At 61.9% G+C, this 16,157-nt stretch carries 11 protein-coding genes; 10 read left to right on the top strand and 1 reads right to left on the bottom strand.

The window, feature by feature from the left end; all coding sequences use genetic code 11:
• The first annotated feature begins 265 nt into the window (after positions 1-265).
• The 9 genes from J5278_RS21095 (at position 266) to J5278_RS21055 (ending at position 12,879) form a co-directional block, all read left to right on the top strand.
• On the top strand, positions 266-1,033 hold the full coding sequence (locus J5278_RS21095; protein WP_142831709.1) for a LamB/YcsF family protein: 768 nt from the start codon (positions 266-268) through the stop codon (positions 1,031-1,033).
• A 50-nt stretch (positions 1,034-1,083) separates the two neighbouring features.
• A complete protein-coding gene (gene pxpB, locus J5278_RS21090; protein WP_219259012.1) occupies positions 1,084-2,685 on the top strand; it encodes a 5-oxoprolinase subunit PxpB in 1,602 nt (533 codons plus the stop codon).
• Positions 2,685-4,463 (top strand): biotin carboxylase N-terminal domain-containing protein, encoded by a 1,779-nt coding sequence (locus J5278_RS21085; protein WP_219259011.1) that lies wholly within the window; start codon positions 2,685-2,687, stop codon positions 4,461-4,463. Before pxpB ends, J5278_RS21085 begins: the two co-directional genes overlap by 1 nt.
• Positions 4,460-6,280: an ABC transporter ATP-binding protein gene (locus J5278_RS21080; RefSeq protein WP_142831706.1), complete on the top strand. Its 1,821-nt coding sequence runs from the start codon at positions 4,460-4,462 to the stop codon at positions 6,278-6,280. Before J5278_RS21085 ends, J5278_RS21080 begins: the two co-directional genes overlap by 4 nt.
• 40 nt (positions 6,281-6,320) lie before the next feature.
• Complete coding sequence (locus J5278_RS21075) at positions 6,321-7,856, top strand: ABC transporter substrate-binding protein (protein WP_209188202.1); 1,536 nt, start codon at positions 6,321-6,323, stop codon at positions 7,854-7,856.
• Between the two features lie 118 nt (positions 7,857-7,974).
• Positions 7,975-8,898 carry an ABC transporter permease gene (locus tag J5278_RS21070; protein WP_143123076.1) on the top strand — a complete coding sequence of 308 codons (924 nt, stop codon included), beginning with the start codon at positions 7,975-7,977 and terminating at the stop codon, positions 8,896-8,898.
• A 5-nt stretch (positions 8,899-8,903) separates the two neighbouring features.
• Positions 8,904-9,752: an ABC transporter permease gene (locus J5278_RS21065; RefSeq protein ID WP_142831703.1), complete on the top strand. Its 849-nt coding sequence runs from the start codon at positions 8,904-8,906 to the stop codon at positions 9,750-9,752.
• A 4-nt stretch (positions 9,753-9,756) separates the two neighbouring features.
• Positions 9,757-11,484, top strand: coding sequence for a peptidase M14 (locus tag J5278_RS21060; RefSeq protein WP_219259010.1), 1,728 nt, complete (start codon positions 9,757-9,759; stop codon positions 11,482-11,484).
• Positions 11,485-11,772: 288 nt separating this feature from the next.
• The gene (locus J5278_RS21055; RefSeq protein WP_219259009.1) at positions 11,773-12,879 is read left to right on the top strand and encodes a branched-chain amino acid ABC transporter substrate-binding protein; all 1,107 of its coding nucleotides are present in this window, start codon (positions 11,773-11,775) and stop codon (positions 12,877-12,879) included.
• Between the two features lie 148 nt (positions 12,880-13,027).
• Here the strand turns inward: J5278_RS21055 and J5278_RS21050 are convergent, their stop codons facing one another.
• Positions 13,028-13,891, bottom strand: coding sequence for a MurR/RpiR family transcriptional regulator (locus J5278_RS21050; protein WP_143123079.1), 864 nt, complete (start codon positions 13,889-13,891; stop codon positions 13,028-13,030).
• Between the two features lie 754 nt (positions 13,892-14,645).
• Between J5278_RS21050 and J5278_RS21045 the strand changes: the two genes are divergently transcribed.
• Entirely contained in the window at positions 14,646-16,127 is a 1,482-nt protein-coding gene (locus tag J5278_RS21045) for a M81 family metallopeptidase (protein ID WP_219259008.1), read from the top strand.
• The last annotated feature ends 30 nt before the right edge of the window (positions 16,128-16,157 follow it).

The raw sequence follows: 16,157 nt of genomic DNA, 5'->3' as shown, positions 1-16,157 counted from the left end.
GTCTATCTGTCGCGCATCCCATGCGGCGTTGCCATTCCTCAGCAGTTGAGTTCTCGTGCCGGAACGCATGTGTCAGTCGCTGCCTGTCTTCACTGCTTAGGCTCTTTCACGCGAAAACATCAATGGAAAAGACACGCCGATGCGCTGCACAACAAATGAGCAATGTGCTATCTGTAGGGCAATGCATCGATATTGTTCAACACTCTGGACAGAATTGTCCTCACTTGATAGCCTCCTGTCAGTTTTCAATGGAAATGTTTGTCGGATGTGGGCAATCGATCTCAACAGCGACCTCGGTGAAAGCTTCGGCCCGTGGAAAATGGGCGAAGATGATGCCCTGATCGAAGTCGTGACGAGCACGAACGTGGCTTGTGGCTTTCATGCCGGCGATCCGGCCGGCATTCTAAGGACGCTGCGCTCTGCCGCCGCGCGCGGCGTGGCGATCGGTGCCCATGTCGGCTACCGCGATCTTGTCGGCTTTGGCCGCCGCAATATGGACCCGACGAGCGAAGAGCTGATCGGAGACGTCATCTATCAGATCGGTGCGCTGAAGGGTCTTGCCCAAGCTGCCGGAACGCGCGTCAGCTATGTCAAACCCCACGGCGCCCTTTACAATACCATCGCCACCGACACCCGGCAGGCCGCCGACGTGATTGCCGCGATCCGCGCGGTCGATCCGGAACTGGTGTTGATGGCGTTGGCAGGCGCGCCCCTGGTGGCGCAGGCGCAAGCCGCCGGGCTGCGGGTGGTGGAGGAAGCTTTTGCCGACCGTGCCTACACCTGCGATGGCCATCTCGTTTCGCGCCGGCAAGCGGGCGCCGTTCTACATGATGCCGAAGAGGTCGCCAAACGCATGGTGCGGCTCGTTCGCGAAGGGGTCGTCGACTCGATCGACGGCAAGCCCACGCGGATCAAGGCCCAGAGTATCTGCGTGCATGGCGACAGCCCCGACGCAGTGCGGATGGCAAGGACCCTGCGTCGGCGCCTGGAAGAAGCGGGCCTGACCGTGCGCGCCTTTACGGGCGCCGCATGATCAGGGGAGGGGCGGATCCCCAGAAAGCCTGCGATGCACAGATTTTGCCCATGCGGGCCGATTGCGTACTTGTCGAACTCGTCGATCTGGAAGCGGCACTGGACCTTTACGATGCTCTTCTGCGCCGCAATCTTTTGGGGATTCGCGAACTCATTCCGGCGGCGCGCACGCTAATGATCGAGTTCGATCCGTCGGTTCTCTCCACCGCGATGCTGAATGCTGCAATCGCCGACCTGGACCTGTCGAGGACCGGGCCCGCCTTGGGTCCGTTATTGGAAATCCCGGTTTGTTACGAGGGTGAAGACCTGCCGGAAGTCGCCGCCCTGCTGGGCATGACTCCGCAGGAGGTGGTCCGGTTGCATACCGGACATGACTATCTGGTTGCCTTCACCGGTTTTGCGCCGGGCTTTGCCTATCTCACCCAGGGCGACGAGCGCCTTAGCGTGCCGCGCAGGCAATCGCCGCGTACGCTGGTTCCCGCCGGTTCCGTAGGCCTCGCAGGCGCCTTCAGCGGCGTCTATCCCAAGGCGAGCCCAGGCGGCTGGCAACTCATCGGGAGAACCCCTCTCGACATGTTCGACATTGCCCGCGAGCCGGTCTCGCTGCTGCAGCCGGGTCAGCGCGTGCGGTTTTGCGACATGGCAACCGACCACGCCTACACCATTCAGACCAGGTCTTCCGGTCCGTCGTTTGCCACACGCCCCGCAACCGTTCCAACGGATGGCCAGACCGCCATCGAGATCGTCTCCGTCGGACTTCCCGTTCTGTTTCAGGATCTCGGACGTTCGGGGCTGGTACACCAGGGCATCGGCCGCTCCGGTGCCGCCGATCGGAAAAGTTTTGCAGCAGCCAATCGCCTTGTCGGCAATCCGGACAATACGGTCGCGCTGGAAATCCCGCTGGGCGGGCTGTCCTTCCGCATGCACGGCCAAGGCGTCATGGCGATGACAGGCGCGCAGGCAAGGGTCTCCGTCGCGACGGCTGAGGGAGCGGCGATCGAGGCTCCGCATCATTGTGCCTTTGCCGTCGAGGATGGCGACCTGGTGACGCTCGGCATCGCGACGTCCGGCATGCGCAGCTATATGGCGATCAGAGGCGGCTTCTATGTGGCCCCCGTTCTGAAGAGTTGCGCGACGGACATGCTGGCGCAGATCGGCCCGGAACCGCTGAGGGTCGGGGAGTTCATTTCGATATCCAATGTGCAGGCTGGCTCTCATTCTGCGGTTGCACTCCTCCAGGAGCCGGAATTTGCCATGCCTCGCGCTGGCGAAACGGTCCGCCTCGACGTCGTGCTCGGCCCGCGCACGGACTGGTTCACGCCTGACGCAATCGAAAGCTTCCTCGCGCAGGACTGGACCGTCTCGCTGCAATCGAGCCGCGTCGGCATGCGCCTCGAGGGCGACGCGCTGGAGCGGTCCATCGTCAAGGAACTGCCGAGCGAGGCGACGATCCGCGGCGCCATTCAGGTGCCTGCGAGCGGTCAGCCGGTTCTGTTCCTCGTCGATCATCCGCTGACGGGCGGTTATCCGGTGATTGCCAATATCGCTGGCCATCATCTCGATCTTGCAGGGCAGATCCCAGTCGGTACGCGCATCCGCTTTGTTGCGTCCGCTCCGTTTGCCACGCAGCCCATAGCAGGAAGACAGCAGTGATGAAGAAGGTGTTGATAGCCAACCGCGGCGAGATTGCCGTGCGCCTCATCCGGGCCTGCCGCGACTACGGCCTTACCTCGGTTGCCGTTTATGCGGATGTCGATGTCGATGCGCTGTTCGTCGGACTTGCGGACGAGGCCTATGCGCTTCAGGGATCGAGCCCCCGGGACAGCTACCTCGATAGCGAGAAACTGATCGCCATAGCCAGGCGTGCCGGTGCCGATGCGGTGCATCCGGGATACGGTTTTCTGTCGGAAAACGCGCGCTTTGCCGCCGCCGTCATGGCCGCCGGGCTCACCTGGATCGGCCCGGACCCTGATGTCATCGAGGCGCTCGGCGACAAGCTGAAGGCGCGCGACATCGCCCGCTCCGTCGGAGCGCCGCTGGTGGCCGGCAGCGACGGGGCCATTTCCAGTGCTTTCGAGGCACGGGCCTTTGCCCTCCGCTTCGGCCTGCCCATCGCGATAAAGGCCGCCCATGGCGGTGGCGGACGCGGGATCAAGATCGCACGGCATCTTGACGAGGTCGAAGACCTGTTTAATTCGGCGACCCGCGAGGCCGTTGCCGCCTTCGGCCGCGGCGAATGCTATGTCGAACAGTTTCTTGATCGCCCGCGCCATATCGAGGCGCAGGTTTTGGCCGACCGCCACGGAACCGTGCTCGTGGTCGGCACGCGCGATTGCTCGCTCCAGCGCCGCAACCAGAAACTGGTCGAGGAGGCGCCTGCTCCATTCCTCTCCGACGCACAGCGCGATGTCATCCACAAGGCCGCGCGCGATATCTGCCAGGCAGCCCGCTATGTCGGGGCCGGCACGGTGGAATTTCTGCTGAGCGCCGACGGCATCATTTCCTTCCTCGAGGTCAACACGCGCCTGCAGGTGGAACACCCGGTCACCGAGGAGACCACCGGTCTCGATCTCGTTCTCGAACAGTTTCGCATTGCAGAAGGCCAGCCCCTGGAGGTGTCAGAGATGCCGGCGCCGCGGGGCCATGCCATCGAATTTCGCATCAACATCGAGGACCCCGCGCGGGGCTTCCTGCCATTTGCCGGCCGGATCACGCGGTTCGCACCGCCCTCCGGTCCAGGCGTCCGCCTCGACACCGGCGTCTCCAGCGGCGCGGACGTCGCTGCCATGTTCGATTCGCTGGTGGCAAAGCTCATCGTCTGGGCGCCGGATCGTGCGCTGGCGATTGCCCGGGCCCGCCGCGCAATGGCGGAATTTGCGATCGACGGCGTGCCCTCGGTGCTGCCCTTTCACCGCGCCGTTCTGGAGCATCCGGATTTCGCCGGAGCCGATTTCAAAGTGCACACCCGTTGGATTGAGACCGATTTCGCCGGTAATCTGGAAAGCCAGCGCCGTCCAGCGCCCGTCGCTGTTGAGGAAACGCTGAGCGGTCATGTCGAGATCGACGGCAAGCGCGTCGAACTGCGTCTGCCTGCGTCGTTCCTCAGCCTCCTCGGACGCGCACCGGCAAACGGCAAACATCCTGCACCAGACCCGGCGGACAAAACGGCCCTTCTCGCCCCCCTGTCGGGCAACCTCGTCCACTGGACGGTGTCGAGCGGCGAACACGTCGAACAGGGGAGCGTGGTTGCCATGATGGATGCGATGAAGATGGAAACCGCCGTCACTGCGCCATGGTCCGGCATTCTCACCATTGCTGTCGAAGCCGGCTCCTCCCAGCCCGCCGGAACCATCCTCGCGCATATCACGCCGGGCCCGGCCGCAGCTTCATCTCCACCCGATGCCAGCTCCCGGCCGGAGGCGCTGACATGACACCGACCAATGCGGGCCCGCCCCTGATCTCGATCGAAGGACTCAGCGTCGAATTCGGCGGCAACCGTGTCGTCGACAACGTCTCCTTCGCGGTTTCGCCCGGGCGCACCGTGGCTGTGGTCGGTGAATCGGGCTCCGGCAAGTCCGTCACCTCTCTCTCGATCATGCGACTTGCCGACATCATGGGCGCGACGTTTCCCGAAGGCCGCATCCTGTTTGGCGGGCGCGATCTGCTGAAGACGTCCGACAAGGACATGCGGCGCATTCGCGGCAAGGAGATCGCCATGATCTTCCAGGAGCCAATGACCTCGCTGAACCCGGTCTTCACCATCGGCGACCAGATCTGCGAAGTGCTGCTGCTGCATGAAAACATGAGCAAGACGGCAGCCACATCAGAGGCGCGCCGCCTGCTCGATAGGGTCCGGCTGCCCGACTCCAAGCAGATGCTGAAGCGCTATCCACACCAGCTTTCCGGCGGCATGCGGCAGCGGGTGATGATTGCCATGGCGCTCGCCTGCCGCCCGAAACTGCTGATTGCCGACGAGCCGACCACGGCGCTCGATGTCACCATCCAAGCGCAGATCCTCACCATCCTACGCGATCTCCAGTCGGAGCTGGGGATGGGAATGATCTTCATTACCCACGACATGGGCGTGGTGGCCGAGATGGCCGACGACGTCGTCGTCATGTGGAAGGGCAGGAAAGTCGAGGAAGGCCCGGTGGCCGAGATATTCGCCAATCCCAAGCATCCCTACACCCGCGCGCTTCTGGCCGCCGTGCCGCGTCTGGGCAGCATGGCGGGCCAGGATTTCCCCAAGCGCATGCCGTTTACAGTGCTTGAGGACGGCAAGCCCGTTCTCGTCGGCGTTGAGCGCGTGCAGGACACGGCGCGCTACGACGAACCGCCGCTCCTATCGGTCAACGATCTCTCTGTCACCTTCGATATCCGCCGGACGATGCTCGGCAGGGTGACGCATCGGCTGAACGCCGTGTCGAAGGTCAGCTTCGATATCTATCCCGGCGAGACGCTGGCGCTGGTCGGCGAGTCCGGCTCCGGCAAGTCCACCATCGGGCGCACCATCCAGCAGCTGCAGAAAAGCCGCTCTGGCGATATCGCCTTCAATGGCAAATCGTTCGCGAGCATGTCGGCAGCGGAACGCTTTCGCCTGCGAAAGGATGTGCAATATATTTTCCAGGATCCGTTCGCCTCGCTCGATCCGCGCAAGACGGTCGGGTTCTCGATTGCCGAGCCGATCAACACTCACGGGGTGCTGTCCGGCAAGGCCGTGCGCCGGCGGGTGGACGAACTTCTAGAGCGCGTCGGCCTGACATCGACCCATGCGGACCGCTATCCGCACGAGTTCTCCGGTGGCCAGCGCCAGCGTGTCTGCATCGCCCGTGCGCTCGCCTCCGACCCCAAGCTGATCATCGCCGACGAAGCCCTGTCGGCGCTCGACGTGTCGATCCAGGCACAGATCATCGCCCTGTTCATGGACCTGCAGGCCGAGCGGGGGTTGGCCTATCTGTTCATCAGTCACGACATGGCCGTCGTGGAGGAGATCAGCCACCGGGTGGCCGTGCTCTATCTCGGGCAGATCATGGAAATAGGCAGCCGCCGGCAGGTGTTCGAAACGCCGCAGCACGACTACACCCGCCGCCTGCTGTCGGCAGTGCCGGTTGCCGATCCAGGGCGCGGCCGCAGCACCACACTGATCGAGGGAGAAATTCCCAATCCTGTCCACAGGATCGACGAGGAACCCGACATCTTCCGCCACGAGGAAATAAGCCCAGGCCATTTCATCGCGAGACAGGCCTGAAACCTGCGAACAATTGAAAGCATCTGAAGAGGAACAGCATATGCACAGTCTCACGCGCGGCCTGACCGCAACCTTCATGGCCCTTGCCCTTTGCGGAACGGCCTTCTACGCCGCGCCGGCGGCGGCCGCCGGCAAGATGACGATCTCGTCGCCGCAGGATCCGGGCAGCTGGGATCCGATCGATACATTCCTGGTGCAGTGGGCATCGGTCGCCACCAACATCTTCGACGGCCTGACCTATCGCGGCCCCGATCTCAAGGTCGTCCCCGGTCTTGCCGAATCCTGGGAAGAGCTCGACGGGGGAAAGCGCATCCGCTTCAAGCTGCGCCACAACGTGAAATTCCACGATGGCGAAGACTTCAATGCAGAAGCGGTGAAATTCACCTTCGAGCGCCTGCTGGGCGAGCAGGGTGCCAAGGGTCCGCAGCGGTCCAACTACACTTCCATCGACAGCGTCACGGTCGTTGACGACGACACGGTGGACATGAAGCTGAAATCCCCCGATCCGGTGCTGCTGACAAAGCTTGCGGGCTATGGCGCGATGATTGTGCCGCCGAAGTACATCAAGGAAAAGGGCGAGGACAACTTTAATACCCACCCGGTCGGCACCGGCCCGTTCAAGTTCGTCTCCTACCAGCCGAAGGTCAACATAGCACTCGAAGCCAATCCGGACTACTGGGGCGGCGCGCCCAAACTGTCTCAGCTCGAATTCCGCTTCATCTCGGAGCCTGCGACCGCCGTCGCCGAACTGCAGGCCGGCCGCGTCGATCTCGTCATTCCGCCGACCATCCCAGTCGGCATGATCCCGGTGATTTCAGGTGATCCAAAGCTGGAAGTCGTCAGCGTTCCCGGCCCGACCGTCGATGCGCTGCGTTTCAACACCCGTGACGGCATCACCGCCGATCCCAAGGTGCGCAAGGCCATCATCATGGCCGTCGACCGCTCGACCATCGTGAAATCCATTCTGGCCGGCCAGGCCTCGGAGATCGTCAGCTTCCAGAGCTCGCTCTCCTTCGGCTACGACAAGGACCTGAAGGGTCTCCCCTACGATCCGGCCGCCGCTAAAAAGCTCCTTGCAGAGGCTGGCGTGAAGCCGGGTGCCACGCTGCAGATCGATATACGCGGCAATGACACGACAATGAATGAAGTGGCGCAGGTCGTCGCCAGCTACCTGCAGATGGTCGGCATCACCGCCACCATCAAGCCGTACGAGACCAACGTGCTGCTGAACGATATCATCCCGCAGGGCAAGACCGGCGGCATGTTCCAGCAGAAGTGGGGAGGCTGGACCTTCGATTTCGACAACACGGCCTATGCGATGTACCACTCGGGCGAAAAGTGGAACCCCTACGACAAGGACGCAACCCTCGACAAGCTGCTGGAATCGCAGCGCCCGCTGATCGACAAGGCCGCGCGCGAAAAGATCCTGAAGGAAGTAGCAAACTACGCAGCCGACCGGGCGCTTGAACTGCCGCTCTACAACAGCAAGTCCATCTACGGCATTTCCAAGCGCGTAAAGGGTTTCATTGCACCGCCAGACAACCGCCTGAAACTGACCGACGTCACCGTCGAGTAGTTTGACGCACTGGCAGATGGACATCCTGCAGAAAGATCCATCGGGATCTCGGCAGCGATGTCCAAGTGTCGCCCAGATCCGGGTGGCAGCCTGCCGCTTACCATGAAGGACAGAAATCGTGGCCAGTTTCCTTATCAAGCGTGTGCTGCAGGCGATCTTCGTCGTGATTGCCATCACGCTCATCGTCTCCTTCGCCATTCGCCTCTCCGGCGATCCGGCGACGATGATGTTCCAGGGAAGTGGCAGCATGACCGACGAAGATCTGGCACGCATCCGGGCAGCACTCGGCACCGATCAGCCGTTCATCGTCCAGTATCTGAACTTCCTCAAGGGCCTGGTGACGCTCGACTTCGGTCGCAGCTTTACAGGTGGCACGCCGGTCTCGCTTCTGATCGGCAATGCCTTGCCGGCCACGCTGTTGCTTGCCTTCATCACCATGGCCGTCTCGATCGCCTTGTCGATCCCGCTGGGCATCAAGGCGGCCACTGCCAAGGGCAGGGGCGCCGACCAGGCTATCCGGATCTTGTCGTTGATCGGCTTGTCGTTTCCAAACTTCTGGCTGGCGACCATGATGGTCTTGCTGTTTGCCATCACGCTGGGCTGGCTGCCGCCGAGCGGCATGTCGGGGGCCGCAAGCTATGTGATGCCGGCGCTCACCATGGGCATTATCCTCACCGCCACCAATGTGCGTCTTGTGCGCACCTCGATGCTGGAGACGCTGCAGTCGCAATACGTCATGGTGGCGCGGGCCAAGGGCCTCAGCGAAACCAAGGTGCTCTACAAGCACGCGCTGCGCAATTGCGCCATCCCGCTGATCACCTATTTTGGTCTGCAGTTCGGCGGCCTTCTCGGCGGCATCGTCGTCATCGAGCGGGTCTTCAACTGGCCGGGCTTGGGCACGCTGGCTTTCGATGCGGTGTCGGCCCGTGACTACCCGGTCCTGCAGGCCGTGATCACCGTCCTGTCGCTGCTGATCGTGGGCATCAACCTCCTGGTCGATATCGCCTATGGGCTTGTCGATCCGCGCATCCGTACGGAGTAATTCAGATGGCCACCGCCACATCTCGCCGCTCGCGTTTCGCCAGCCTCGAATTCATTCTCGGCGCCGCACTGACGCTGATCATCTGCGTCTGCGTGCTGTTGTCCGACGTGCTCTTTCCCGGTGGTGCCGACCGCCTCGACCTGATGGCGCGCCTGATGAGGCCCTTTGTCAGCCTGGCCCACCCCTTCGGCACCGATCCGTTGGGGCGCGATGTCCTTGCCCGGGTCGTGGCCGGCGGGAAGATCTCGCTGCTGGTCGGCTTTACCTCAGTCGCCGGCGCCGTCGTCATCGGCGTGGTGATGGGGCTGGTGGCCGGCTATTATCGCGGCTTCTGGGACATGCTCGTTATGCGCTTTGCCGATATCCAGCTGGCCCTGCCGTTCATTCTGCTCGCCATCACCTTCATCGCAATCGTCGGCGGTAGCCTGACCAACACCATCGTCCTTTTGATCGTGTCGCAATGGGTGCAGTATGCCCGGCTGGTGCGCGGCTCCGTGCTGACGTTGCGTGAGCGGGAGTTCATCCTGTCGGCCCGCGCCATCGGGGTCGCCGACTGGCGCATCATCTTCCAGCACCTTTTGCCAAACCTGGTCGGCCCGGTGATCGTGCTCACCACGCTCAATGTTGCCAACAACATTCTTCTGGAAAGCAGCCTGACCTTCCTCGGCCTCGGCGTCGACCCGACCATTCCGAGCTGGGGTGGCATGCTGGCCGACGGACGCACCTATCTGCAGACCGCTTGGTGGGTCAGCGTCTTCCCCGGCCTTGCCATTTTGCTGACGGTGCTTGGCCTCAACCTTCTCGGCGACTGGCTGCGCGACAGCCTGGATCCGACCGGCAGAACCTCGAGGTAGCACCATGACCGAAATTTTTAAGCACAGCATCATGCGCACGCTGGACCGGCTTCCCGCAACCCCCGGCGCCCGCTACGAGGCCTGGACCTTCGACGATGCCAAAAGCCGCAGGGCTGAGGAAGCACGGCTGTCCGCCTTGGGCGTCACCGCGCGCATCCGCAGTGCCTACAAGCCCTTGCTCACATTCTTTCTCGAGGACGTCGATCTTTCCGGCGTCGAGAGCATAGAGATCCGCTACCCCGTGCATCCGGCAGCGCCAGAAAACCGTTTTCGGCTGGAAGCCTATCCGCTGGCGGCGTTGGTCGGGGATGCCAAGATCGATTTCATCCCGAGCACCGACGACACCCTTGCCTACAATGTCACGCTGCTGCGCGCTGGCAAGACGGAAACCCACCGCGTGCTCGCCCCGAACCGCGTCCACCGCGACACCGTGGGAGAAACCAACCTGTCGCCAACCGGCTGGCTGCGTCACGCCGGCACCGACCCGGGAGAGCGGCTGGAGACCGATTACGAGGTACTGTTCGAAGCGGCTGTCGGCGCCGTCACCGGGCATGCTTGGGGGGTGGAAGAGCCCTATTTCGAGGAGCTCAATATCCGCGTCGACCATCCGGCCGAGGACGAGCCGCTCCACATCAGCCACGAGGTTCTGAGCCTTCGCGAAGCGCTGCACGAGGATCTCTATTTTTCCCTGCTGGAGTTCTTTCAGCAGAAGTCCGGCCGCACGCTTGGCGACCGGGGCCTGAAGCCCGGCCAGATCGTCCCTGAAATCGTCAAAAGCAAGGGAGCTATTTCCGTGACGATCTCGACGCGCTCCTTGTCGACGGATTTTCAAGACGGGGCCGATCAGGCGATCGACAGCGCGCGGGAACCACTGGCCGCACGCGAAATCGCCGACCGACTGGAGGCGATTGGAGGGCAGGCGTTTGCGGCACGCGCCCGCTCCGGCCGCGCGGTGTCGGCGCGATATATCCAGGGTCGCGATCTGCCTGTCATGATCAGTGCCGGCCAGCATCCGAACGAGACATCCGGCATCGTCGGCGCGCTGCGCGCAGCCGCGCGGTTGCAGGCGCGTCGAGGTGCCCACTTTACCCTGTCACCTCTCGAAAACCCCGATGGCTACGCGGTGCATCAACGCCTGCGGCACGACAATCCCTGCCACATGCATCACGCTGCCCGCTACACGGCACTCGGTGACGATCTGGAATACCGCACGGTGGAAACCGCCGGCCCCCATCTGAATGAGAAGCAGATCAGGATCCAAGCGCAGGCGCTGAGCAACGCTCAGTTGCATGTCAACCTGCACGGCTATCCGAGCCACGAATGGACAAGGCCGCTCTCCGGCTATGTGCCGCGCGGCTTTGGCATGTGGACACTGCCGAAGGGGTTCTTCCTCATCATGCGCCACCATCCCGAGTGGGAAAAGCGCTCTGAAATTCTGCTGGATCGGGTTACACGCCATCTCGGACAGATCCCAGGCCTACTGGCGTATAACGACCGGCAGATTGCGCTTTACGAGATCCATGCCGGCGAAACCGGCTTTCAGATTATCAACGGCTTTCCCTGCCTGTGCTCGGTCGACGACCGCCACACCGTACCGATGACGCTGATCACCGAATATCCCGACGAAACCATCTATGGTGACGATTTCATCGCCGGCCACACGGCGCAGATGGAAACCGTGCTGTCTTGCTACGATGCCTGGCAAGAGATGGGGGCGGGCGAGACGGTCTGAACGCCTCGTGTGCTCCACGTCCCAAGGCGAAGCTCAGGGATGAAGCTCTCGGCTCCCTAACCGCACTGCCCTCCGGTTGCGCGTCGCATTCCTTCGTAAGCGCTGAATATATGCCATTCATTCGAATGGGTAACTTCTTGCGCAAATCCGACCGGCGCCATAGAACGCGCATGGACGTTTCGAAGCCAAAAATGGCCGCAACGACCGTTCACCGGTCGCTGGCTCCGACGCTCGACGTTTCAGCGCCAGGGCCTCGAACTCGGCAATCATATTCCCAAGGAGAGAGTAATGGGTTTCAAGACTTTGACAGGAGCGACATTCGCCGCTTCGATTGCATTTGCGCCCCTGGCCCACGCAGACGTAACAATTGGACTGATCGCGCCCCTGACCGGCCCCGTCGCCGCCTATGGCGATCAGGTGAAGAACGGTGTTGAAACCGCTATCGAAGAGATCAACAAGACCGGCGGCATTCTGGGCCAGAAAGTCGTGCTGGAAACCGCTGACGACGCGGGCGAACCCAAGCAGGGTGTTTCCGGCGCCAACCAGCTCGTCGGCCAGGATATCCATTTCGTCGTCGGTCCGGTCACATCGGGCGTTGCCATCCCTGCCTCCGACGTCTTCTCCGAAAACGGCGTCCTGATGGTCACGCCGACCGCAACGGCACCCGACTTGACAAAGCGTGGCCTGACGAATGTCCTGCGCACATGCGGACGCGACGACCAGCAAGCCGAAGTTGCAGCCCGCTACGTCCTTAAGAACTTCAGCGGCAAACGGATCGCCATCATCAACGACAAGGGTGCCTATGGCAAAGGTCTGGCGGATGCCTTTAAGGCGACGCTAAATGCGGCCGGCACCAAGGAAGTCATCGATGATGCCATCAATCCGGGCGATAAGGATTTCTCGGCCCTGACCACGCGCCTGAAGTCGGAAAAGATCGACGTGATCTATTTCGGCGGATACCATCCCGAAGGCGGCCTGCTTGTCCGGCAGCTAACCGATCTGTCGGTCAAGGCAACGCTGATGGGCGGCGACGGCCTTTCCAACACGGAATTTTGGAAGATAGGCACGGAGGCTGCCGCTGGCACGATCTTCACGAATGCGGCGGACGCAATCAGGAGCCCCGATTCAAAGGCCGCATCCGATGCGCTCAAGGCCAAGAACATTCCTGCCGAGGCCTTCACCCTGAACGCCTACGCCGCCGTTCAAGTTCTGAAGGCAGGCATCGAGAAGGCCGGCAGTGCCGAAGACGTCGATGCGGTGTCAAAGGCCATCAAGTCCGGTCAGCCTATCGCGACCGCAATCGGCAATCTGACCTACGGCGAGACAGGCGACCTCACCTCGCAAAGCTTCTCCCTTTACAAGTGGGACGGCGGCAAGATTGTCGCTGCGGAATAAATAAGCGTTGCCGATCGGGCCCCTGCAGGCCCGATCGGTCCTCCTGAACACAATGTTCGACGCCGCGGCGAGAGAGCGTCGGATATCTGAATCAGTTCTGGTCAGGCTGCTCCAGCATGCCGTCAGCGGTCAGTCTACCTTGCCGCTTTCAATCGCCCAGAAGCTGGCGGTCGTCGCCGTCGCGATTGCGCACCAGTTGCTCCTTGATCGCGCGCAGCGACTTCAGGGCCGTGGTCCGGTCGGCATAGGCGACCATGTTTGCCAGGATGTCGATCGCTGCCAGATAGGCATAGCGGGTGGAGGTCGGGCGAAAGATGTTCTTGCCCTCCGGCATTTCGATCGCGATCACCACGTCGGCCGCAGCAGCGACTGGCGAACCGCCCTGCGTCATCGCGATGGTCGGGATCGAGCGCTCCCGCAAAAGCTCCAGACAGCGGACAAGCTCCATGTCGCGACCGGTGAACGACGAGCCGAAAACGACGGTGCCCGGCTGTGCCGAGGCAGAGATCATTTGGTTCATGCCATGGTCGTTGGATGAATGGATGCGGCAGCCGAGACGAAACAGGCGGTTGTGCAATTCGTTGACGATCATAGCCGAATTGCCGCTCGCACCGAAGGCCTGGATGAACTCGGCAGCCCGCAACATCTGAGCCGCCTTCTCGATGGCGGCAAGGTCAAGCTGCCGATGAAGCTCGAACAGCGAATTCTGGGCCTTCGAGACGATATCGTGTGCAACCTCTTCAACGGTCGCCGTCGGTGCATCGGGCTTCAGGTATCGCAAGCCGACATAGGCCATCTTGGCGAGTTGTACCTTGAAGTCGGAATAGCCCTGGCAGCCCAGCCGTCGGCAAAACCGCGTCACGGTCGGTGGTGACACGCCCGCGCGTGCTGCGAGCTCGATGATCGAGAAATTGACGACGGCATCCACATTCTCCAGCGAGAATTTCGCCAGCCTGGCGTCCAGGCCCGAGAGTTTTCCATTTTCATCGGAAAGAGCGTGAAACAGGTCCATTGGGTCTTTTCCTCGAAACGCCACAGGGAAACAGAAGGCATCGATGAAAATCAGTTTCACCGCCGCGAATTTTTCATAGCATGATGTCGGTAGGCATCAATCGAACTCGGCAGCCTGGCGATAATAAACGCAGGCGCCTATCGCCGGCCGTTGCGCGCGTGCATTCCCAGCGTTTGCTGCCGCGGCGTTTTCCGTAGCCGGAACCAGCCGCTTGGGCTCTCAGTGCAGGGGTAGGTCTGCGAAGCGTCCCACGCCCAATCCCCATCCGGCTCCGGCCAGAGCCCAGCCCCGGCTCAGTGATGAAAATTAGATGCTTTAGGCTGGTGGCCTTTTCATTCTCGGTCAATCGGCGCCCTCTTCAACAGACTATCGCGAATGGCAGAACCTGTTGATTCAAAATAGGACGCAGATATCGAAGCGCCATGTCCGTTTCTGCGGCCGCGAGCGCGGTCTGAGAATTTTTCCAAGTTTTCCCCTGTCTAGAAAATAAATTACAGAAATAACCAAAAAATCAGATCGTTAATTGACTTCAAACGGCTTTGACGCATATTGGAGAAAATTAATTACACCGAAACGGTGAGCGGGAATTTTACAGAAAACAGGGAATCCCATGTCCGGGGGCACTTCGATAGTTGCAGTTCTGACGGTCGCGCACGGCGGCCCGGCAGGCGGGAACTAGACAGATAGACAATCTAACGTCGGTACCTGCCCCCTTGCGGTGGCTCGGAGCCCGGCGTGTATTTAGGCGACAGACATGCGCATCTTCACCGCCTCGCTGGCGACTGAAACGAACACCTTTTCTCCCGTGCCAACGGATATGAACGCCTTCAAGGCGGCATTTTATGCCGGGCCAGGCGAACATCCGGACACACCGACGCTCTGCTCCGCCGTTGTCCCGATCCTGCGCCGCCGCGGCAAGCAGGAAGGCTTCACCGTCATCGAAGGCACGTCATGCTGGGCGGAACCGGCCGGTCTCATCCAGCGGCAGACCTACGAGACCTTGCGCGACCAGATCCTCGCCGAGCTGAAGGCAACCCTGCCGGTCGATGGCGTGGTGCTCGGCCTGCATGGCGCAATGGCCGCTCAAGGGTATGACGATCCGGAGGGCGATTTCCTCTCGCATATTCGCGACATGGTCGGCCCGGATGTCCTCCTCGCTGCCGAATTCGACCCGCACAGCCATCTGACGGCGCTTCGTGTTGCTAATCTCGATCTCATGGCCGCGTTCCTGGAGTTCCCGCATACGGATTTCGAACAGCGCGGGGAACATGTCGTCGAGCTTGCGCTCCAGGCCCTGCGCGGACAGATCAAGCCGGTCATCTCTACCTTCGACTGCCGTATGATCACGATTTTCCCGACGAGCCGGGAGCCGATGCGCTCCTTCGTCGATCGGATGCAGGCGATGGAGGGCAAGGACGGCATCCTATCGGCCTCGGTCATTCACGGCTTCATGGCCGGCGACGTGCCCGATATGGGAACCCGCATCGTCGTCGTCACCGACAATGACAGGCAAAAGGGCGACGAACTAGCGGCAGGCCTTGGTCGCGAGCTCTACGGCCTTCGCCGCGAGACCGCGATGCCGATGGTCGACACCGAGGCGGGCCTCGACAAGGCGGTCGCCATCCGCGCCGCCCATCTTGAAAAGCCGGTCACCATCGCAGACGTCTGGGACAATCCCGGCGGTGGCGTCGCCGGTGACGCCACCCATGTCCTGCGCCGGATGATGGAACGCGGCATGGACAATTTCGCCGTTGCGACGATCTGGGACCCCATCGCCGTCACCTTTTGCCATGCAGCGGGCGAGGGCGCCGAACTTTCTCTGCGCGTCGGCGGCAAATCCGGCCCGGAGGGAGGCGAACCGCTCGACCTGCGCGTCACCGTGCAAAAAGTCTTCGATGCCGGTTGGCAGAGTTTCCGCAATTCGCGCGTCACGCTCGGCAGTGCCGCGGTCATCAGGCCGGTCGGTACCCACATCGATATCGTCCTGATCACAAGTCGGACGCAGACCTACGAGCCGGATATCTTCTCCAACCAGGGTATCGATTTCGCCGGGAAGTGCTGGCTCCTGATCAAGTCGACCAATCATTTTTATGCCGGTTTTCAACCCGTCTCGTCAGACATCGTCTATATCGCCGCGCCGACTTCCTATCCGACCGATCCTGCAACGACGCTTTATCGCAAGGCGAGCCTCGAACTCTGGCCCCGCGTTGCCGATCCGCTGGGGCTGGATAGCTGAATTCTCGACCGGCAGAAACCGCGCCGAAAG

Source organism: Rhizobium sp. B21/90, from assembly GCF_019355815.1.
GTDB classification, from domain to species: domain Bacteria; phylum Pseudomonadota; class Alphaproteobacteria; order Rhizobiales; family Rhizobiaceae; genus Rhizobium; species Rhizobium rhododendri.
The sequence above is the reverse complement of the archived record's forward strand: the minus strand, read 5'-3'. Positions and strand labels throughout refer to the sequence as shown.